This window comes from Bradyrhizobium sp. NBAIM18 (genome assembly GCF_020193825.1).
Taxonomy (GTDB): Bacteria; Pseudomonadota; Alphaproteobacteria; order Rhizobiales; family Xanthobacteraceae; genus Bradyrhizobium; species Bradyrhizobium yuanmingense.
In genome coordinates this window covers 701,350-719,192 of sequence record NZ_JADYVO010000002.1, presented here as the reverse complement: position 1 = coordinate 719,192, position 17,843 = coordinate 701,350, and the positions used below count along the sequence as shown (strand labels likewise).

Annotated in this window: 18 protein-coding genes; 7 read left to right on the top strand and 11 right to left on the bottom strand. The window is 66.0% G+C overall.

Annotated features, from left to right (window positions below):
• Window positions 1–7: 7 nt before the first annotated feature.
• Together I6F17_RS07375 and I6F17_RS07370 are read right to left on the bottom strand one after the other, a co-directional pair.
• Window positions 8–1,378 (bottom strand): amidase, encoded by a 1,371-nt coding sequence (locus I6F17_RS07375; protein WP_225131331.1) that lies wholly within the window; start codon window positions 1,376–1,378, stop codon window positions 8–10.
• On the bottom strand, window positions 1,359–2,567 hold the full coding sequence (locus I6F17_RS07370; protein WP_225131333.1) for an MFS transporter: 1,209 nt from the start codon (window positions 2,565–2,567) through the stop codon (window positions 1,359–1,361). Before I6F17_RS07370 ends, I6F17_RS07375 begins: the two co-directional genes overlap by 20 nt.
• A 26-nt stretch (window positions 2,568–2,593) precedes the next feature.
• On the opposite strand from I6F17_RS07370, the gene I6F17_RS07365 reads away from it, so the two are divergent.
• Window positions 2,594–2,929 carry a hydroxyisourate hydrolase gene (locus I6F17_RS07365; RefSeq protein ID WP_225131335.1) on the top strand — a complete coding sequence of 112 codons (336 nt, stop codon included), beginning with the start codon at window positions 2,594–2,596 and terminating at the stop codon, window positions 2,927–2,929.
• Here the strand turns inward: I6F17_RS07365 and I6F17_RS07360 are convergent, their stop codons facing one another.
• The 4 genes from I6F17_RS07360 to I6F17_RS07345 are packed head-to-tail and all read right to left on the bottom strand — an operon-like array spanning window position 2,930 to window position 6,798.
• Window positions 2,930–3,745, bottom strand: a complete 816-nt coding sequence (locus I6F17_RS07360) for an ABC transporter permease (protein ID WP_225131359.1) — start codon at window positions 3,743–3,745, stop codon at window positions 2,930–2,932.
• Entirely contained in the window at window positions 3,745–4,608 is an 864-nt protein-coding gene (locus I6F17_RS07355) for an ABC transporter permease (protein ID WP_225131337.1), read from the bottom strand. The genes I6F17_RS07360 and I6F17_RS07355 overlap by 1 nt, the downstream gene beginning before the upstream one ends.
• A gap of 18 nt (window positions 4,609–4,626) precedes the next feature.
• Entirely contained in the window at window positions 4,627–5,673 is a 1,047-nt protein-coding gene (locus I6F17_RS07350) for an ABC transporter substrate-binding protein (protein WP_225131339.1), read from the bottom strand.
• Between the two features lie 30 nt (window positions 5,674–5,703).
• Window positions 5,704–6,798 (bottom strand): ABC transporter ATP-binding protein, encoded by a 1,095-nt coding sequence (locus tag I6F17_RS07345; protein ID WP_225131340.1) that lies wholly within the window; start codon window positions 6,796–6,798, stop codon window positions 5,704–5,706.
• An 88-nt stretch (window positions 6,799–6,886) separates the two neighbouring features.
• On the opposite strand from I6F17_RS07345, the gene I6F17_RS07340 reads away from it, so the two are divergent.
• Entirely contained in the window at window positions 6,887–8,275 is a 1,389-nt protein-coding gene (locus I6F17_RS07340; protein ID WP_225131342.1) for an amidase family protein, read from the top strand.
• Here the strand turns inward: I6F17_RS07340 and I6F17_RS07335 are convergent, their stop codons facing one another.
• Together I6F17_RS07335 and I6F17_RS07330 are read right to left on the bottom strand one after the other, a co-directional pair.
• Window positions 8,276–9,025 (bottom strand): aspartate/glutamate racemase family protein, encoded by a 750-nt coding sequence (locus I6F17_RS07335; protein WP_192893247.1) that lies wholly within the window; start codon window positions 9,023–9,025, stop codon window positions 8,276–8,278. It abuts the gene before it with no gap.
• A gap of 2 nt (window positions 9,026–9,027) precedes the next feature.
• Entirely contained in the window at window positions 9,028–9,738 is a 711-nt protein-coding gene (locus I6F17_RS07330) for a GntR family transcriptional regulator (RefSeq protein WP_225131345.1), read from the bottom strand.
• Between the two features lie 198 nt (window positions 9,739–9,936).
• Here I6F17_RS07330 and I6F17_RS07325 point away from each other — a divergent pair, with 198 nt between their 5' ends.
• From I6F17_RS07325 to hydA, 5 genes are read left to right on the top strand one after another with little or no spacing between them, the layout of a single operon-like run.
• Window positions 9,937–10,941, top strand: a complete 1,005-nt coding sequence (locus I6F17_RS07325; protein ID WP_225131346.1) for an ABC transporter substrate-binding protein — start codon at window positions 9,937–9,939, stop codon at window positions 10,939–10,941.
• Window positions 10,925–11,776, top strand: a complete 852-nt coding sequence (locus I6F17_RS07320) for an ABC transporter permease (RefSeq protein ID WP_225131347.1) — start codon at window positions 10,925–10,927, stop codon at window positions 11,774–11,776. The genes I6F17_RS07325 and I6F17_RS07320 overlap by 17 nt, the downstream gene beginning before the upstream one ends.
• A complete protein-coding gene (locus I6F17_RS07315; protein WP_225131348.1) occupies window positions 11,776–12,552 on the top strand; it encodes an ABC transporter ATP-binding protein in 777 nt (258 codons plus the stop codon). The genes I6F17_RS07320 and I6F17_RS07315 overlap by 1 nt, the downstream gene beginning before the upstream one ends.
• A gap of 9 nt (window positions 12,553–12,561) precedes the next feature.
• Window positions 12,562–13,293 carry an aspartate/glutamate racemase family protein gene (locus I6F17_RS07310; protein ID WP_225131349.1) on the top strand — a complete coding sequence of 244 codons (732 nt, stop codon included), beginning with the start codon at window positions 12,562–12,564 and terminating at the stop codon, window positions 13,291–13,293.
• Window positions 13,254–14,714 carry a dihydropyrimidinase gene (gene hydA, locus I6F17_RS07305; RefSeq protein WP_225131350.1) on the top strand — a complete coding sequence of 487 codons (1,461 nt, stop codon included), beginning with the start codon at window positions 13,254–13,256 and terminating at the stop codon, window positions 14,712–14,714. Before I6F17_RS07310 ends, hydA begins: the two co-directional genes overlap by 40 nt.
• 27 nt (window positions 14,715–14,741) lie before the next feature.
• On the opposite strand, the gene I6F17_RS07300 is transcribed toward hydA, so the two are convergent.
• The 3 genes from I6F17_RS07300 to I6F17_RS07290 are packed head-to-tail and all read right to left on the bottom strand — an operon-like array spanning window position 14,742 to window position 17,813.
• The gene (locus I6F17_RS07300; protein WP_036013316.1) at window positions 14,742–15,368 is read right to left on the bottom strand and encodes an NAD(P)H-dependent oxidoreductase; all 627 of its coding nucleotides are present in this window, start codon (window positions 15,366–15,368) and stop codon (window positions 14,742–14,744) included.
• Window positions 15,369–15,371: 3 nt separating this feature from the next.
• On the bottom strand, window positions 15,372–16,946 hold the full coding sequence (locus I6F17_RS07295; protein WP_225131351.1) for an isochorismatase family protein: 1,575 nt from the start codon (window positions 16,944–16,946) through the stop codon (window positions 15,372–15,374).
• An 18-nt stretch (window positions 16,947–16,964) separates the two neighbouring features.
• Window positions 16,965–17,813 (bottom strand): MBL fold metallo-hydrolase, encoded by an 849-nt coding sequence (locus I6F17_RS07290; RefSeq protein ID WP_225131352.1) that lies wholly within the window; start codon window positions 17,811–17,813, stop codon window positions 16,965–16,967.
• Between the last annotated feature and the right edge of the window lie 30 nt (window positions 17,814–17,843).

The window sequence follows — 17,843 nt, the reverse complement described above, 5'->3', positions numbered from 1 at the left end:
GGTTTCGTCAGGCACTACGTAAGATCGCTTCGATCTCTTGCGCTGCTGCGAGGAGCGAGCGGTCTTGTCCGCGCGCCGCGATGATCTGAAGGCCAAAGGGAAGCCCGCGCCGATCCGTTCCGCACGGAATCGAGATCGCCGGCAGGCGGGCATGATTGACGAAGGGCGTGAACACCGCGTGGGCCCGCGGGCTTGCCGGCTTTCCGCCGATCATATCAGGGCCGAGCTGCGTCAGCGGCCAGGCGACGCAGGGGACGGTCGGTGCCAGCAGCAGATCGACTTCGGTGAAGAACGCTGCGAAGGCATTGGCGATCGCGGTGCTCGCAAGCAGCGCTGCCGCAACGTCTACACCGGACCAGGAGAGCCCTCGCTCGATCTGCTTGGCGATGTCGGGATCGAAGACGGTCGGATCCTTACGAAAGCGATCACCGTGGAGTGCCGCAAGACCCGCATGCTGAAGCGGCATGATCGCATCCTCCGTGGCGCCTGACGGCCAGACGGGATCGCGTCGTGTAATGTGCAAACCCGCTGTGGAAAGCCGTTCGACGGCGGCGGCGAGGCCATTCGCGACGACGTCGTCAATCGCGACGTCGAGACCAAGGCGCGGCGAGAACGCGATGCGCTGACTGCCGATGTCTTTGGCCTGCTGCACCACGACGGCAGACTCCGGATCGCGCGGGTCGGTGCCGGCCATGGCTTCAAACGCCAGCACGATATCGGCCGCGTCCGATGCGATCGGCGCGATGACGGAGAGGCCGAAGAAGGGCTCGGCGAAACCTGGCCCATAGGGGATCGCGCCGTAGGACGGCTTGAAGCCGGCGACCCCGACATGCGCCGGCGGTCTGCGGCTCGAGCCGCCCGCATCGGTACCGATCGCCAGCGGCACCAAGCCGGCTGCAACAGCTGCGGCCGGGCCACCCGATGAGCCGCCGGGCGTCAGCGCGGGATCGAGCGGATGTCGCGTCGGCCCGTAGAGTTGCGAGGTCGTCACGCCCTTGCAGGCGAACTCGGACGTCGCGCCGATGCCGACGACGACGGCACCGGCCTTGCGCAGCCGCTCGACCGCGATGGCATCGCGCGGCGCGATGAAATGGTGGAACAAGCGCGAGCCCTGCGTCACGCGCCAGCCGCCGACCCAGACGTTGTCCTTGACGATCACGGGAACACCGGCGAGCGGCATGATCTCGCCCATACGCAGGCAATCATCGACCGCCGCAGCATCCGCCAGCGTGCGTGCGGGATCGATTGTGACGACCGCGTTCAAGGGCTTGGCGGCCTCGATGCGGCCGAGCGCGGCTTTCGCGGTCTCGACGGCATTGGTCCGCCCGGCGCTGACGGCGGCAGCGATCTCGCGCGCGTTATTTGTCCGCGTTGTCATGGCCTCCCCAGATCAACGCCAATGTACCGCCAAGGGCAAGGCACGCCAGGGCGAAGAAGGCCATGCCGAGACTGGCCACGCCATCCAGGATCGACACCAGCGCGGGCGCGGCAAGGAGACCGGCATAGGACGCGGTCAGCACCGCGCCGGTGGTCTCGCCGATCCGGTCCTGCGGGGCGAGGCGGGCGATCTCGGCGACAAAGACGCCGTTCCAGCCCGACGCCGTCAGGCCAAATAATGCGGCGATGATGAATTGTCCGCTGCGGCCGAGCGAAGCGCCATTCAGGCCGAGCAGCGCGGCGCAGAAGGCCATACCGAGGCCGATGACGACGAGCACCGCGCGCGAGGCATCGAGCCGCATGGCGACATAGCCCCAGCCGAGGCGGCCGATTAGGCCGCCGGCTTGCGCGCAGGCGAGCGCCATGCCGGATTCGATATGGCTGAGGCCGAGCTCGCGTGTGCCGAGCGTGACGAAGACCGTGTTGAGCGACACCTGCATCGCGCTGAACGGCATCGAGGCCAGCGCCAGCATCGCGATCCGCCGGTCCGCGATCACCAGCGCCACCCGCGCGCGGAGATCGAGCTTTGGCGGCGGGGCGACCTTGCCGGCATAAGCCGGCCGCAATCGTTCGAACAGCGCGATCGCCAGTAGCGCCAAGGCAGCAACGGCCGCATAGCACCACACCGGGCCGAACGCGATGGCGATCGCGGGCAGCGCCAGCGAGCCGCAGACGGCGCCGATCTGGTTGCCGGTCTGGCGCACCGAGAACACGAAGGCGCGCCGTTCGGCGGTGACGAGGCGCGCCAGCAGCGCCGCGCTCGCCGGCGTCTCCGGCCCCATGGCGAGGCCGATGCAGAGGCCCGCGGCCAGCAGGGCGGCGCTCGTTCCGAGCGAAGCCAGGGCCATGCCGACGACGATGGCCGCCGCGCACAGGCTCGCGATCCGCAGCGAGCCAAGGCGCGCGATGAAGCCGCCGCCCCAGAACGAGGCGGGGATGCCGACCGCGAACACGGCGGCGGAGAACATCGAGAGCTGCCAGACCTCGATATGGGCTCGCGGGGCGACCACGCCGGGCGCGAACAAGGCCAGCGCGACCAGGGCCTGCAGCGCGGTCATCGCCCCCAAAGCAGGCAACAGGGCCGGCAGCAGCGCGGGCGCTGGCCGAGCGGCCGTATTTCCGTCTACCATGGCGGCGTGCTCATGGGAGGAACATTGTGGCAGGCGGTATTTCCATTCACGCGGTCGATGTGGCGAGCGGGCGCCCGGCGCAGGGGCTGCGCGTGGAGATCTGGCGGATCGATCCGGATTCCCAGCGCATCGCCGACGGGCGGCTCGGCGCCAACGGCGTGCTCGATCATGCCGTCGCGCAAGGTGCCGGTGTGACGGAAGGCGCGTACGAGGTGCTGTTTCATCTCGGCGAGTTCTTTGGCGAGCGCGACGGTTTCCTCACCGTGACGCCGTTCCGCTTTCGCATCAAGAACGTTGACGAGCATTTTCATCTGCCGCTGAAATTCACGCGCTGGGGCTATTCGCTGTTCCGCGGCGCCTGATCAGTTGGTCAGCCGCCGCGACAGGCCGGTGACGCGCTCCATCACCGCGACCAGCGCGACGGTGGCGATGATCAGTACGCCCGAGAGGGCTGCGATGGTGACATCCAGCTTGCCTTCGAGATCCTGCCACATCCGGATCGGCAGCATGTCGGTGGCGGCATCGCGCAGGAACAGCGAGACCGGCACGTTGTCGAAGGACGACATGAAGGCGATGAAGGCGCCGGCGATGATGCCAGGCCGGATCAGCGGCAGCACGATCCTGCGGAACGTGTAGAGGCGGCTGGCGCCGAGCACGGCCGAGCTTTCGAGCAGGGTCGGCTCGAGCTGGGCCAGCGCTGCGACAGTATTGCGCACGACATAGGGCACGCAGACCACGGTGTGGCCGATCACCAGCGTCAGCGGCGACACCGGCAGGCCGACCAGCGAGAACAGCATCAGGGCGGCGAGGCCGAAGGCGAGCGCGGGCAGCACCAGCGGCGACATGAACAGCGAATCGAGCAGCCGCGCCGACAGCGTCCGCGACCTGGAGATCGCCAGCGCCGCGGCGACGCCGAACACGACGGACAGGCCGGTCGCCCACAGCGCCACGATCAGGCTGTTCTTGGCGGCGAAATGCAGCTGCCAGGCATTCCACAGCTCGACGTACCAGCGCAGCGAATAGCCCGGCGGCGGGAAGCGCAGCGAGAAGCCGCTGGTGAAGGAGACGATCAGCACCACGAGCGATGGCGCGATGATGATGAGAAGCGCGATCACCGCGATCGCGGTCATGACGAGCTCGAAGCTGATCGCCTCGAGCGTGCGCTTGCGGCCGCTCATCATGCGCCTCCATAGCCGCGCGACATGCGGCCGAGCGTGGTGAAGACCGAGACAACCGCGAGCACGGCGAGCAGGAAGATGATCGAGATCGCGGCCGCGAACGGCCAGTTCTGCAGCGTCGAGGCCTGCTGGTAGAGATACATCGGCATGAACAGCATCTGCCCGCCGCCGATCAGCGACTGGGTGATGAAAGCGGTGATCGCGGCGGCATAGGTCAGCGTGCAGCCGGCGACGACGCCGGGCAGCGACAGCGGCAGTACGATCCGGAAGAAGGTGCGCCAGCTTCCGGCACCGAGCGAGCAGGAGGCGTCGTCGAGATTGGGATCGATGCGGCCGAGCGCGGTGATCAGCGGCAGCGTCATCAAGGGCATCTGCACCTGTGCCAGCGCGATCACCACGCCGAACTGGGTGTAGAGCAGCTTGAGCGGGGTATCGATCAGGCCGAGCGATTGCAGTGTCGCGTTGATGATGCCCTGGCGCCCGAGGATGACGATCCAGGCGAAGGTGCGCACCACGACGCTGGTCAGAAGCGGCAGCAGCACGATCAGGATGATGACGGTCTGAAGCTTTGGCCCGACCCGCTGATAAAGCCAGGCGATGGGAAAGCCGAGCACGAGGCAGACGGCGGTCACCTCGGCCCCCAGCAGCAGCGTCGAGCCGAGCACGCCAAGGCTGAAGGGATCGGTGAGGAAGTGCAGGTACTGGCCGAGCCCCCAATGGAGCCCGGCCGTGTCGTTGTGCAGCGAGAGCCAGAGCAATTGCAGCAGCGGCGCGACGAAGAAGACCAGGAAGAACAGCGCCAGCGGCGCTGCCAATCCCATTCCGTAGGACGTCACGTCCCGTGCTGCCGGCGCTGCGCCCATGGCTTGAACCTCGAGGTTTTAGATCTTGATCTCGCGGTTGAAGCGTTCGATCCAGGCCGAGCGCTGCTCGTTGATCTTCTTCCAGTCCTGGAACACGAACTTCTTCTTCAGCTCGGCGGTGTCCTTGGCCAGCACACGTGCGATCTCGCCGCCCATCGTCACCTTGGAGTTGGTCGGCACGATCAGGTAGGGCGGGTTCATCAGCGTGGTCTGCACCTCCGGCGTCAGGGCCGCCTCGATCAGCTTGAAGGCGAACTCGCGGTTCGGTGAGTTCTTGACGATGTGAATCGTGGTCTTGAAGGCGATGGCGCCTTCCTTCGGCGCCACGAACTCGACCGGCACGCCACGCGCTTTCAGGATCTGGATGGCGTTGAAATTGCCGGGCGAGATGTCGATCTGGCCCTGCTGGAACAGGGTCGCGAGCGCGCCGGGATTGGCGGCGACCGCGGCGAGATTGGGCTTGAGCTCCTCCAGCGCCTTGAAGCCCGGGTCGACGTTGGCCTCCGAGCCGCCGCGCATCTTGGCGATCTCGACCAGCCAACCGGTGCCGAGTGTCGAGTTGAGGTTGGTGATGCCGACGCGGCCCTTGAACTCCGGCTTCCAGAGATCGGCCCACGATGTCGGCGGCGTCTTGACCGCTTCCGGATTGTAGGTGAGGCCGACGACCTGGAAGAACGGGGCGGGGCCCATCGGCTCCTGTGCCTCGGCGATCAGGTCCTTGTAATAGGCGCTCTTCTCGACCGGATAGGGCTCGACCAGATCCTGGCCGACGGCGACGAGGGCAGGACCCGGATCGTGCAGCATGACGTCGATCGGCGGATTGGCTTTTGCCGCGTTGACCTTGGCGATCTGATCAACAGAGAGCATGGGATCGAGCACCATCGCGGCGTCCGCATTGGCTTTGCGGAACGCCGGCACCAGCACGGCCTTGTGCGCTTCCTCCCAACTGCCGGTGAAGGTCGCAAACACCAGCGGACGCGCCTGGGCGTAGCTCAGGCCTGGAAACGCCTTCATGGCCCCGAGCGTGAGCGCCGTGGTCAGCAGGCTTCTGCGATTCATGATCATATCAAACTCCCCTCTGGACAAAGACTGGATCTAAAGCGTTGCGGGAAAGGCGTTGGCGAGCGATGGGGCGAGCGGCGCGAGGCGCACCGCAGCGCCGTTCTCCAGGGCGCGCGTCTCGCCGATGCGCGCCTGAGAAACTTTGACGCCGGAGCCGTCGGCGGTGGTGACCTCGTGCACGACGGTGGCGCCCAGCGGCAGCGACATGCCGACGACGCCGGCAAAGCCGGTCTCGTCGCCGACGAATTGCAGGTGCTCGGGGCGGATGCAGACCGTGACGCGGCCGCCCTCGCTGAGCGCACCGCCTGCGGGACGCGCGATGATCTCCGCGCCGGCGTCGAGGCGCACTTTCGCCGCCGTGCGGTCCGCCGAGACCACGACACCGGGCATGCGATTGGTGGAGCCAACGAAGGTGTTGACGAACAGCGTCTGCGGACGGTCATAGACGTCCGATGGCGAGCCGAACTGCTCGAGCTTGCCATGGCTCAGCACGGCGACGCGATCGGCCATCGACAGCGCTTCTTCCTGGTCGTGCGTCACGATCAGCGTGGTGATGCCGGAGACGCGCTGCAGCCGCTTGACCTCGATCTGCATGTCGAGCCGCAAATTCTTGTCGAGCGCGGCGAAGGGCTCGTCCAGCAGCAGGATCGACGGCTTGATCGCGAGCGCGCGGGCGAGCGCAACGCGCTGCTGCTGGCCCCCGGAGAGCTGCCGCGGCAGCCGCTCGGCCATAGCAGGCAGCTGCACCAGCTCCAGCAGGCGCTGCGCCTCGCGCTGACGTGAGGCCTTGTCGATGCCGCGGGCGGCGAGGCCGTAGGCGACGTTCTCGCTGATCGACAGGTGCGGGAACAACGCGTAGTTCTGGAACACGATGCCGACGGCGCGTTTGTTCGGCGGCAGCGCATCGACGATGTCGTCGCCGATGATGATCCTCCCTTGCGTCTGTGCGATGAAGCCCGCGATGATGCGCAGCAGCGTTGTCTTGCCGCAGCCGGACGGACCCAGCAGCGCGATGATCTCGCCGCCCTTGATGTCGAGATTGATGTTCTCGACCGCAAGCGCGCCACTCGGATACCGGTGGGTGACCGCATCGACGACGAGCGATCGGCTGCTTGGCGCATCAACCATGGTGTTGCCTCCCGTTGCCCCAGAGGAGAAAGCAAGTCTCGTGCCCGCGCCTGTCGCTTTTCGGCGAGCGTTTTGGCATGGTGACCCCATGACATCGGATCGATCGATATGCCACCTCACGGCGACAGAGCTCGCGCGCGCCATTGCAAGGCGCGAAGTGTCCTCCCGCCAGGCCGTCGAGGCGCATCTGGCGCAGATGGCGAGCCTCGACAGCCGATTGGCGGCATTCGTGACGGTGGATGCGGATGGCGCCCGCCGTGCAGCGCAGATGTGCGATGCCGCCTCTGCGCCGATGGGCCCGCTGCACGGCGTGCCCATTGCGGTCAAGGACCTCACTGACACTGCGGGACTTGCGACGACTTACGGATCCCTGCTGTTCGGCGGTCACGTCCCGGCCGAAGATGATCTCGTCGTGGCGCGGCTGCGGCGTGCCGGCGCGATCATTCTGGGCAAAACCAACACGCCGGAGTTCGGCTTCGGCGCGGTCTGCACCAACAGATTGCGCGGGCCGACACGCAATCCGTTCGATCCGACGCTGACCTCCGGCGGATCGTCCGGCGGCTCTGCCGTCGCGGTCGCATCCGGCATGGTGCCGCTGGCGCATGGCACCGATTTCGGCGGCTCGGTGCGTACGCCCGCCAGCTTCTGTGATGTCGCTTCGATCCGGCCGACACCCGGCCGTATTGCATCGCCGCGCCGGCCGCTCGGCTGGGACATGCTGTCGACCCATGGCTTTCTCGCCCGCGGTGTCGATGATCTCGAACTCGCGTTGTCGGTCTGCGCCGGAGGCGATGCGAATGATCCGCTCTCGCTCGGCAGTACCGATGATGATCGACCGGTCCCCGACCGTGCCCGGATTGCGGTCACGCCCGATTTCGGTGTGGCGCCGGTTGCGCGCGAGGCTCGTGCCCGCTTTGCGGCGGCGTGCGAGGCGCTCGCGCGTGTCGCCGATGTCGTGCCGTCCTCGCCGGATTGCGGCGGGGCGATCGAAACCTTCCGCACCTTGCGCGCCGCGCACATCGCCAACGCTTACGGCGAGTTGCTGAGAACGCGGCGTGCGGAGCTCACGCCGACGGTGATCTGGAATATCGAAGCCGGCGCAAAACTGTCCGCGCAGAACTACCTCGACGCCGAGCGGCGCCGCACCGCGATCTACCGCAGCTTTCGCGAGCTGTTCACTCGCGCCGATTTCCTGGTCGCGCCGGCTGCGTCGGTCTTGCCCTGGCCGAATGAAATCGCCGACGTCACGGCCATCGATGGGGCCGCGCTGGAGACGCCGATCGACTATCTCGCCGTGACCTTCATCGTGTCGCTGGTCGGCTTCCCGGTGCTGACCGTGCCGGTGCCGCGCGGGGAGAATGTGCTGCCCTTCGGCATGCAGATCGTCGCACCGCCGGGATGCGAATCCCGCTTGTTTGCCTTCGGCCGCGTGCTCGAGAACGAATTGGGCTTTTCGCATCGCCGGCCGCCTCTCTGATCAGCTGTCGCGATGCTCGAGCCGGGCGGCGAGCGCATCGGCAAGGCCGATGGTCGGCTTGGCGGCGGGGCGGCGGAAGGTGCCCGCAACCGCCTTGCGCAAACGCAGCGCATGCAGCGCCTCGGCTTGCTTCACTGAAGCTATGACCTGATCGACCACGGGGACAGGGATCCGGTCGGCGACGCGCTCCGCAAGGCCCGAGAGCGGGGCGCCGGCAAAGATCAGCACATCGGCCTCGTCCTCGACGATGGCGCGCCGGGCGAGCTCGACCAGCATGTCCTCCTTCTCGGTGCCGACCTCGGAGATCGCCTGAAACGGCGTATCCAGCATGCGGATGCCGGCGCAGCGCTCCCACAGCCCGTGGGCGCGGACGCATTCCTCGTACCAGGGCCCCAGCGCCTGCGCGAAGGTGACGATGGCAAAGCGGCGTCCGGCCATGCACGCGGTCAGCATCGCGGCTTCCGCCATGCCGATCACGGGAATGTCGAAGGTCTCGCGCGCCGCGAACAGGCCGGGATCGCCGAAGGCCGCGATGATCGCGGCGTCGACCTTTTTGTGCTGCTCGGCAAGCATCTCCAGCGCGATGGCGCCGCCGATCTGCGCTTCGGTGCGCGTGGCGATATAGGGCACGCCGCGGGCCGCGGTGCAGGGGATCAGCTCGGTACCTGCCGAGGCGGCGCGCTGCCCGACCCCCAGCATCAGCTGCGTGACCTCGGTGCTGGTATTTGGGTTGAGCAGGAGCAGCTTCATGATCACGCCGCCGGCCGCTTGGCCTGAGAGACGGCGAGGACTTCCAGCAGCGCCGTGCCAGTGCGCGCAACGTGCGCGCCGAGCAGGCGGCCGGCCGCTTCGCCGTCGCGCGCTTCGAGGGCGGCCAGGATGTCGGCGTGCTCGTCGACCGAATTGCTCCAGCGCCTGTCGGCACCGAGCGCGAGATAGCGCGCGCGCTCGGCCCGGAAGATCAGCGTCTCGTGCGCCTCGCGGAGCGGCGTGTTGCGGGCCATACGGACGATGGCGTTGTGGATTTCGCCGTTGATGGCGAAATAATCGTCGAGCTTGCCGCTGCGGTGATGACCCTCCATCCGGGTCTGCAGCGTGCGCAGGCGGGCGAGATCGCGCTCAGTGGCGCGTTCCGCGGCGAGCTCGGCGGCGAGCCGCTCGATCCCGGCGAGCGCCTCGAACAATTCCGAGATGCCGTCGACCGCGATATCGGCGATGCGCGGGCTGCGGTTGGGACGGAGCTCGATCAATCCTTCCGCCGCGAGCACCTTCATCGCCTCGCGCAAGGGGGTGCGCGACACGCCGAGCTCCTTCGACAGCTTGGTCTCCTGGGTCTGCGAGCCCGGCGGAAGCTCGCCGCGAATGATCATCGTGCGCATCCGCGCGGCGGCGCGCTCATGCAGGCCCATCCGCTTGAGTTTGGGCGACTTTCGTCCCTTTGGCGCTTCCGATCTTGCCTGCACGCGTGCCTCACTTCTCGGGTTGATACTAGCCATTTCCGGCCCGTCTGCTTGCCCAAAATACCGACGCAGCCCGCTGAAAACAATGGCATATTGCGCAAATTGTATGCAGCATGCAGAAACCGGATTGCGCTGCGGCGAAGGCGGGCGGATGATCGATTCCGACGCGCGGGATGTCGCGGTTTCGAAACGGAGTAAACGATGCGGACGAGTTTGCGACTGGGCCTCGTGGTGATGGCTTTGGTGCTTGGCGGAAGCGATCTCGCCTCCGCGCAAGCCGCGAAGATCAAGCTCGGCTACGCCAAATGCGCGCACTGCCTGCCGATGTCGCTCATCCCTGGCCTGGCGAAGGGCGTCGAAGTCGAGGCCACCGGCTTCAACTCGGGCAACGACGTGCTTACCGCACTGGTGTCGAAGAGCATCGACGTCGCGCAGGTCACCTATCTCCACTACATCACCGCGCTCGACAAAGGTTTTGACGTCGTTGCCGTATCGGGCCAGATCAACGGCGGCTCGGAATGCCTCTCCTCCGCGAAGCTGAACCTTCCTCCAGAGGATTGGGCCACGTTCAAGGCGACCGTTGCGAAGGCGAAGAGCGACGGTCAGCCGCTCAAGGTCGCGGCCTCACGCGGCAATGCGCAGGACATCCACATGCGCGGCGCGTTCCTCAAGCAGGGCGTCGATCCCAACAAGGACATCCAGTTCATCAACATTCCCAATCCCTCCGACCATCTCGCGGCGCTCCAGCGCGGCGAGGTCGACATGATCTGTTCGGTCGAGCCGTTCGCCTCGCAGATCCGGCTCGCCGGCGCCGGCAAGCATTTCGTGCTGCCGTACGAGCAGGCCGCGGGCAACCTCACCAATTTGATCGTCACCCGTTCCGACGTGATCGCGAGCCAGCGCGCCGGCGTCCAGGGCGTCGTCAGCGCCGTGGTCGAGCTCGACAACAAGCTGATCGCCGACAAGGCGTCGTGGATCGAGGTCATCAACAAGCTCACCGGTCTCGACAAGAACGTGGCGACCGAGGCGCTGAAGAATGCCTCGCCCGACCCCGCGATCCATCGCTCGCAGACGCTGGCGATCGCCGCGATGATGCGCGACCTCAAATACATCTCGAAGGACGTCTCCACCGAGGCGGCGAAGAACATGGACTATTCGTTCCTGGAGCAGGCCACCGGAAAAACCAAGAATGACCTCGGTTACTGACCTCTCGCCCGCCAGGCCGGCGTTTCGGCTGACGCGGGCATTCCAAGGACTCGAGCGCCTGGTCGTGCCGGCGCTGCTGATCGCCGGCTGGGAGGCCTTTGCCCGCAGCGGCATGCTGCCGCCGGCGCTGCTGCCGGCGCCGAGCGCCGTGCTGCATGCGCTCGGCGACTGGGTGTTCGGCTTCGACGAGACCACGCAGACCTATTCCGGGCACTGGCTGCGCGATGCGCTCGCCAGTGCGCTTCGCGTGTTCGGCGGCTTTGCGCTCGCGAGCCTGCTCGGCATCCTCGCCGGCGTCGCGATCGGCTGGTCGCGCCTGTTCGAGAAGACGCTGGAGCCGACGTTGCAGATGCTGCGTCCGATCCCGCCGGTGTCCTGGATTCCGCTCGCCATCATCTGGTTCGGCATCGCTGACAAGCCGGCGATCTTCCTCGTCTTCCTCGGCGCCTTCTTCCCCGTGCTGATGAACAGCATCCATGGCGTGAAGACCGTGGACCACAATCTGGTGCGTGCCGGCGCGATGATGGGTGCCAATGGCCGGCAGATGCTGACCGACATCGTGCTGCCGGCGGCGCTGCCCTCGATCTTCGCAGGGCTTCGCATCGCGGTCGGCTCGGCCTGGATGCTGACGGTCACGGCCGAGATGGTCGCGGTGAAGAGCGGCCTCGGCTACGTGCTTTGGGATTCCTATTACTTCCTGCGCTACGACATCGTGCTGGCTGCGATGATCTCGATCGGGCTGCTCGGCTATCTCTCCGACCTCGGTCTCAAGGCAATCATGGCGCGCACGCTGCGCTGGCAGCAGACCACCACGGTGCAGGGCAGGGCGGGCTGATGGCGGCAATCGAGCTTCGCAACATCGTAAAAGTGTTCTCCGACAAGCGGCGCGGCCGCGACCTCCTGACGCTGGACAACATCAGTCTCGACATCGAGGCCAACGACTTCGTTTGCCTGCTCGGCCCGTCCGGCTGCGGCAAGTCGACCTTGCTCAACATCATCGCCGGCTTCGAGCAGGCGACGTCCGGCCGCACGCTGGTCGACGGCAAGCAGGTGGAGCGGCCGGGCTCGGACCGCGGCGTGGTGTTCCAGCAGCCGACCTTGATGCCGTGGCTGACCGCGATCGACAACATCGCCTTCCACCTCAAGCTCAGGGGCATCGCCAAGGCCGAGCGCTACGACAGGGCGATGGAGTTCATCGATCTCGTCGGTCTGCGCGGCTTCGAGCACCATCATCCCTCCGAAATGTCGGGCGGCATGAACCAGCGCGTCGGCATCGCCCGCGCACTGCTGATGAACCCCAGCGTGATCCTGATGGACGAGCCGTTCGCGGCGCTGGACGCCCAGACCAAGCTCGAAATGCAGGAGGAGCTGGTGGCGATCTGGCAGCAGCGCCGCTGCACCATCGTGTTCGTCACCCACAGCGTCGACGAGGCGCTGGTGCTCGGCAACAAGATCGTGGTGATGACCAGGCGGCCGGGCCGGATCCGCGAAGCAGTCAATTTCGACCTGCCGCGCCCGCGCGACATCACCAGCCCCGAGTTCAATGACGCCAAGCGCCACATCCTGGCTTTGATCCGGGAGGAGTCGACGCGGCTTGCGCAGGCGTCGTAAGGTATCGCCATGCGCAAACGCCTTGGGATGATCACGCCGTCCTCCAACTCGGTGCTCGAGCCCGTCACCAGCGCCATGCTGGCCGGTGTCTCCGGCGTCACCGCGCATTTCTCTCGCTTCCGCGTCACCGAGATCGCGCTCGACGCCGCTGCGCTGAGCCAGTTCGATGCCTCGGCGATGTTGCCGGCGGCAGATCTGCTGGCGGATGCCAAGGTCGACGCGATCGCCTGGAACGGAACGTCCGCAAGCTGGCTCGGCGTCGGCCGCGACCGCAGCCTGTGCAAGGCGATCACGGCCCGCACAAATGTGCCGGCAACGACATCGACCCTGGCCTGCATCGATGCCGCCCGCGCGCTCGGCGCCAGGCGCGTCGGCCTGGTCTCGCCCTATACCGACGACGTGCAGCGGCGCATTGCCGACGTCTGGGCCGAGGAGGGGATCGCCCCGCATGCCGAGCGGCATCTCGGCTTGCGCGACAACTTTTCCTTTGGCGAAGTCGCGCCGTCGACGATCACGGATATGATCCGCGCCGTAGCGGCGGAGGGGGCTGACGCGATCGTCATCCTCTGCACCAATCTCGATGGTGCGGCGCTTGCGGCCACGCTGGAGCGGGAGCTGGATATCGCCGTGCTCGATTCGGTCGCGGTGACGCTGTGGCGGACCCTCTGCCTCGCCGGCGGCGATGTGACGGCCCTTGCGCAATGGGGACGGATCTTCCAGACAATGCCAAATATCGGGTGACGGAGACATCAGTGACGCAGCTCGACCTCGCCATCCGCGGCGGCACCATCGTGACGGCCAGCGACGAGTTTCGCGCCGATATCGGAATTCGCGACGGCCGCATCGTCAGCATCGCCGATAGCATCGAGGGCGCGGCTCGCGAGATCGATGCGACGGGCCTATTGGCGCTGCCGGGCGGCATCGACAGCCACGTCCATATCTCGCAGCCCTCGGGCCCCGACGTGGTGATGGCCGACGATTTTGCCTCGGCGACGCGCGCGGCGGCGGCCGGCGGCAACACCATGGTGCTGCCCTTCGCGCTGCAGGAGAAAGGCACGTCGCTGCGCAGCTGTGTCGAGAACTATCGCAAGCTCGCCGAAGGTGAGTGCTACATCGATACGGCCTTCCATCTCATCATCTCCGATCCGACTGCCGTGGTGCTCGGGCAGGAGCTGCCGGCGCTGGTCAAGGACGGCTACACCTCGTTCAAGGTGTTCATGACCTATGACGACCTCGTGCTCAGCGACAAGCAACTGCTCGAAGTGTTCGATGTCGCGCGCCGCGAGGAGGCGCTGGTCATGGTCCATTGTGAGGGCTACGACGCCATCCGTTTTCTGACCAGCAAGCTGGAGCGCGAAGGTCATATCGCGCCGTACTATCACGGCACCTCGCGGCCGCAGGCGGTCGAGCGCGAGGCGACGCATCGGGCCATCAGCCATGCCGAGGTGGTCGGCGTTCCCATCATGATCGTGCACGTCTCCGGACGCGAGGCGATGGAGCAGGTGCGCTGGGCGCAGCAGCGTGGCCTGCCCGTGCATGCCGAGACTTGCCCGCAATACATCACGCTGACGGCCGACGACATGAAGGGCCTCAACATGGACATCACGGGCGCGAAATATGTCTGCTCGCCGCCGCCGCGCGATGTCGAGAGCCAGGAGGCGATCTGGGAGGGCATTACGTCGGGTGTGTTCCAGACCTTCTCGTCCGATCACTGCCCGTTCCGTTACGACGACCCCAAGGGCAAGCTGACGCCGAACGCCCGTACCTCGTTCCGCTGGGTGCCGAACGGCATCCCGGGCGTCGAGACGCGTCTGCCGATTCTGTTCTCCGAAGGCGTCTCGAAGGGCCGCATCACCCTGCAGAAGTTCGTCGAGCTGACCGCGACCAACCACGCCCGCATCTACGGTCTCTATCCGCGCAAGGGCTCGATCGGCGTCGGTTTCGATGCCGACATCGTTCTTTGGGATCCCAAGTTGAAGAAGCCGATCCGGCAGGCCGATCTGCATCACGGCGCCGATTACACGCCCTGGGAAGGTTTCGAGGTCACGGGATGGCCGGTGACGACGATCGCGAGGGGAGAGGAGGTCTGCAGCCAGGGCCGGATCGTCGGCACCAAAGGCGCAGGCCAGGTGCTGAGCCGGGGCAAGTCGAGCCTGGTCTGATCCGGCTCGACACGCCGCTAAAGCGCTTCAGAACGTCGCGGCCATTGCAGCGAGCCTTTGATGGGCCCGTTCGCGGGCAGCATCGATCGGCGCTTGCGGTCCCGTGGTTGGACCGATCAGCACGAAGCGGACATTGCTGATCCCGATGAAGCGCAGGATCTCCCGTAAGTAGGGCGTTGCCATGTCGATGCGGCCGCGGTTCATGCCGGTGGCAAAATCGCTGCCGCTGGCGATGATCACCAGCGTCGGCCGGTCCTTGAGCAGCGGCAGATATCCCTGCGACGGATCGAACCGGAAGGTGAGACCGGGCTGGACGATGATGTCGAACCACTGCTTGAGCTTGTAGGGAAGGCCGAAGTTCCACATCGGGGTCGAGATCAGCACCCGGTCGGCGAGCGAGAAGCGTAGCGCCATTCGCTCGGCCTCGGCAAAGCTGTCGCGCTGCGCATCGGTGAAGGCCTGAGCCTTCATGCGGGCGTATTTGGCTTCGACGATCGGACCGGTGAATTCCGGCATCCGCTCACGCCAGATGTCCACGACATCAATGTCCCAATCCGGCCGGGCCTGGCGGAAGCCATCGAGAAAGACCCGCGCGCCGGCTGTCGATTCGGCCTCGGCGCGCGGCGAGCAGGACAAGTGCAGGAGCTTTGCCACAGCTCATCCCAGCGCTCTGATCACGGCATCAGCCCTGGTCACGACCGCGACATTCTGCATCGCGAAGTTGATCGAGGCGTTGTGCCAGTCGGCATTCATGGTCGAGCAGCAATCCTCGGGCACGATCATGAAATAGCCCTTGTCAGCGCCGGTCCGCGCCGTGTGCTCGATGGACATGTTGGTCCAGGCGCCGGTATTGATGATCATGTCGCGGCCGGTCGCTTTGAGGATCGTCTCCAGCCGCGTGCCTTCCCAGGCGCTCATCCGCATCTTCTCGACGACAAAATCGCCGGGCCGGGGCTCGAGGCCGGGAACCGGGGCCGCGCCCCAGCTCCCGCGCACCATCGCCTTGCTGTCAACGAGACCTTCGAACAGTGGAGCGTTCAGCGTGACGCCGGGTGCGCCGGGCTCGACGACGAACCAGACATGGATGATGGTGACGCCGCGGGCGCGTGCGGCTTCCGCCAGGCGCCGCACATTCTCCACGACATGCTGTTGCTTGGCGTGACCGGGCGCGCCGGACTCGGCGAAGGCGCCGCCGTCCATGATGACGTCGTTCTGGAGATCCTGGATGATCATGGCGCAGCGTTGCGGATCGAGCCGCATCTCGCCCTCGCTCAGAATAGGCGCGGCTGGCGATGAGCCCGGGCTTGCTCCGCCGCCAGCGCGCCTGCCACTCATATAGGGCTCGTGCCGCGGGCCGACCTTGGTCGGGATCGCATACACCGAATGCGTCGAGGTGAGATAGAGCGTGCGGAAATCTGGGCCGCCCCAGGTGAGGTTGGCGACCAGCTCAGACACGCGAACCTTGCCGAGCAGTTCGCCGCGCGGTGAGTAGACCCAGACGCCGCCGGGCGCGGTGACCCAGACATTGCCGTGCTGATCGCACTTCATGCCGTCGGGCAGACCAGGCTCGAGCTCGGATTTGATGCCGCTCGCAAACACACGCGCATTGGACAGCGAGCCGTCGCTGTTGACGTCGAACACGCGGATCAGGGCTTGCACGGTGTCGTTGACATAGAGCAGCCTCTCGTCCGGCGAGAAGCATAGCCCGTTCGGCTGGTCGAATAGGCTGCGCTCGACCACGAGCTTCGGCTCGCCGCCCGGCACGACGCGGTAGACGCCCTGGAAGCCGAGCTGGCGCGACCGTTCGACGCCATAGACCGGCATGCGGCCATACCAGGGATCGGAGAAATAGATCGCGCCGGATGAGTGCACACAGACGTCGTTCGGGCTGTTGAGCTCCTGACCGCCGAAATGCGACGCCAGCACCTCGCGTCGTCCGTCCGGGCGTTCGCGGATCAGCGACGAGGTCGCGTGCTCGCAGACGATCAAATTGAGCTCGGCGTCATAGGTCATGCCGTTGCATTTGTTCGACGGGCGTTTGACCTCGACGACGCCGCGTCGCGCATCCCAGCGCCGCCGCACGTCGGCCGGCATGTCCGAGAACAGCAGATAATGATCGACCGGATGCCAGATCGGCCCTTCCGTGAAGTCGAAGCCAGTGCCGATCTGTGCGACCGGCGCATAGGGGTCGATCAGGGTTTCGAACTCGCTTCGCAACGTCACATGCGTCATTGGTCGATGCTCAACATATCAAGCCGGGAACCAGTTGCGCTCGGGCAGCGACTGCACGATCGGGCCAGGGACTTGATCGTGCAGACGCCCCACGACGTTGCCGCCTTCGATCTTGGCGGGCCGGTCGTGGACTGGGAGCAGGTAGCGCGAATTGCTGAGCAGCTTCTTGATCGCCGCCTTTTCTGCGCGCTTGGTGGTGCCATGGTTGCCGGTGGTGCGCGGCTCCCAATCGTGGATCTCATGGAAAGGCGTGACGATCTGGTCGTTGAAGTCGTAGATCACGTCGCCGCAGATGGTCGCAATGCCATCGGCAGTCTCGACGATGATGTTCATCGAGCCCTCGGTGTGCGCGTTGGCGGCATCGCAATAGACGCCCGGCATCAGCTCGATTGGTCCGGTGATCTCGAGGTCCAGGAAGCGCAGCGCGCTCTTGGTGTGCAGGCGGTCGATCAGGTGCTTGATGTCTGGCGCGGGATATTGCGGATGCATCAACCCGGAGACGGAATATTCGAGTTCCTTGCGGTTGAGCACGACAGTCGTGTTCATCGGGAACAGATCATCCTTGCCGGCATGGTCGATGTGCAAATGGGTGTGGCAGACGAAGCGAACGTCGCCCATGCGAACGCCGTGGCGCGCGAGCTGGTTCTCGATCATGTTCTCATGATACTGGAGCCCGCGCATGCCCAGCGTCTCCATGATCTGGTTGGAGCGATAGCCGGTGTCGACCACGACAGGATATTTGCCGCCGAGGATCAAAAAGCCGAGTGTGAGGACGCGGCGGGTGCGGCCGCAGTCGCGGCCGAGCACCAGGAAGCTCGATTCCAGCTCGATATCGCCGTAGTCCAGGATCTTGATCTCCAGCGCCATTCGTTTCCCTCCCGTCTCGTTTCTTGTCTG

Bases quoted from the DNA above. Each gene is read 5' to 3' on its own strand.
- I6F17_RS07375 (WP_225131331.1), bottom strand. From the start codon at position 1,378: ATGACAACGCGGACAAATAACGCGCGCGAGATCGCTGCCGCCGTCAGC.
- I6F17_RS07370 (WP_225131333.1), bottom strand. From the start codon at position 2,567: ATGGTAGACGGAAATACGGCCGCTCGGCCAGCGCCCGCGCTGCTGCCG.
- I6F17_RS07360 (WP_225131359.1), bottom strand. From the start codon at position 3,745: ATGAGCGGCCGCAAGCGCACGCTCGAGGCGATCAGCTTCGAGCTCGTC.
- I6F17_RS07355 (WP_225131337.1), bottom strand. From the start codon at position 4,608: ATGGGCGCAGCGCCGGCAGCACGGGACGTGACGTCCTACGGAATGGGA.
- I6F17_RS07350 (WP_225131339.1), bottom strand. From the start codon at position 5,673: ATGATCATGAATCGCAGAAGCCTGCTGACCACGGCGCTCACGCTCGGG.
- I6F17_RS07345 (WP_225131340.1), bottom strand. From the start codon at position 6,798: ATGGTTGATGCGCCAAGCAGCCGATCGCTCGTCGTCGATGCGGTCACC.
- I6F17_RS07340 (WP_225131342.1), top strand. From the start codon at position 6,887: ATGACATCGGATCGATCGATATGCCACCTCACGGCGACAGAGCTCGCG.
- I6F17_RS07335 (WP_192893247.1), bottom strand. From the start codon at position 9,025: ATGAAGCTGCTCCTGCTCAACCCAAATACCAGCACCGAGGTCACGCAG.
- I6F17_RS07325 (WP_225131346.1), top strand. From the start codon at position 9,937: ATGCGGACGAGTTTGCGACTGGGCCTCGTGGTGATGGCTTTGGTGCTT.
- I6F17_RS07320 (WP_225131347.1), top strand. From the start codon at position 10,925: ATGACCTCGGTTACTGACCTCTCGCCCGCCAGGCCGGCGTTTCGGCTG.
- I6F17_RS07315 (WP_225131348.1), top strand. From the start codon at position 11,776: ATGGCGGCAATCGAGCTTCGCAACATCGTAAAAGTGTTCTCCGACAAG.
- I6F17_RS07310 (WP_225131349.1), top strand. From the start codon at position 12,562: ATGCGCAAACGCCTTGGGATGATCACGCCGTCCTCCAACTCGGTGCTC.
- hydA (WP_225131350.1), top strand. From the start codon at position 13,254: ATGGGGACGGATCTTCCAGACAATGCCAAATATCGGGTGACGGAGACA.
- I6F17_RS07295 (WP_225131351.1), bottom strand. From the start codon at position 16,946: ATGACGCATGTGACGTTGCGAAGCGAGTTCGAAACCCTGATCGACCCC.
- I6F17_RS07290 (WP_225131352.1), bottom strand. From the start codon at position 17,813: ATGGCGCTGGAGATCAAGATCCTGGACTACGGCGATATCGAGCTGGAA.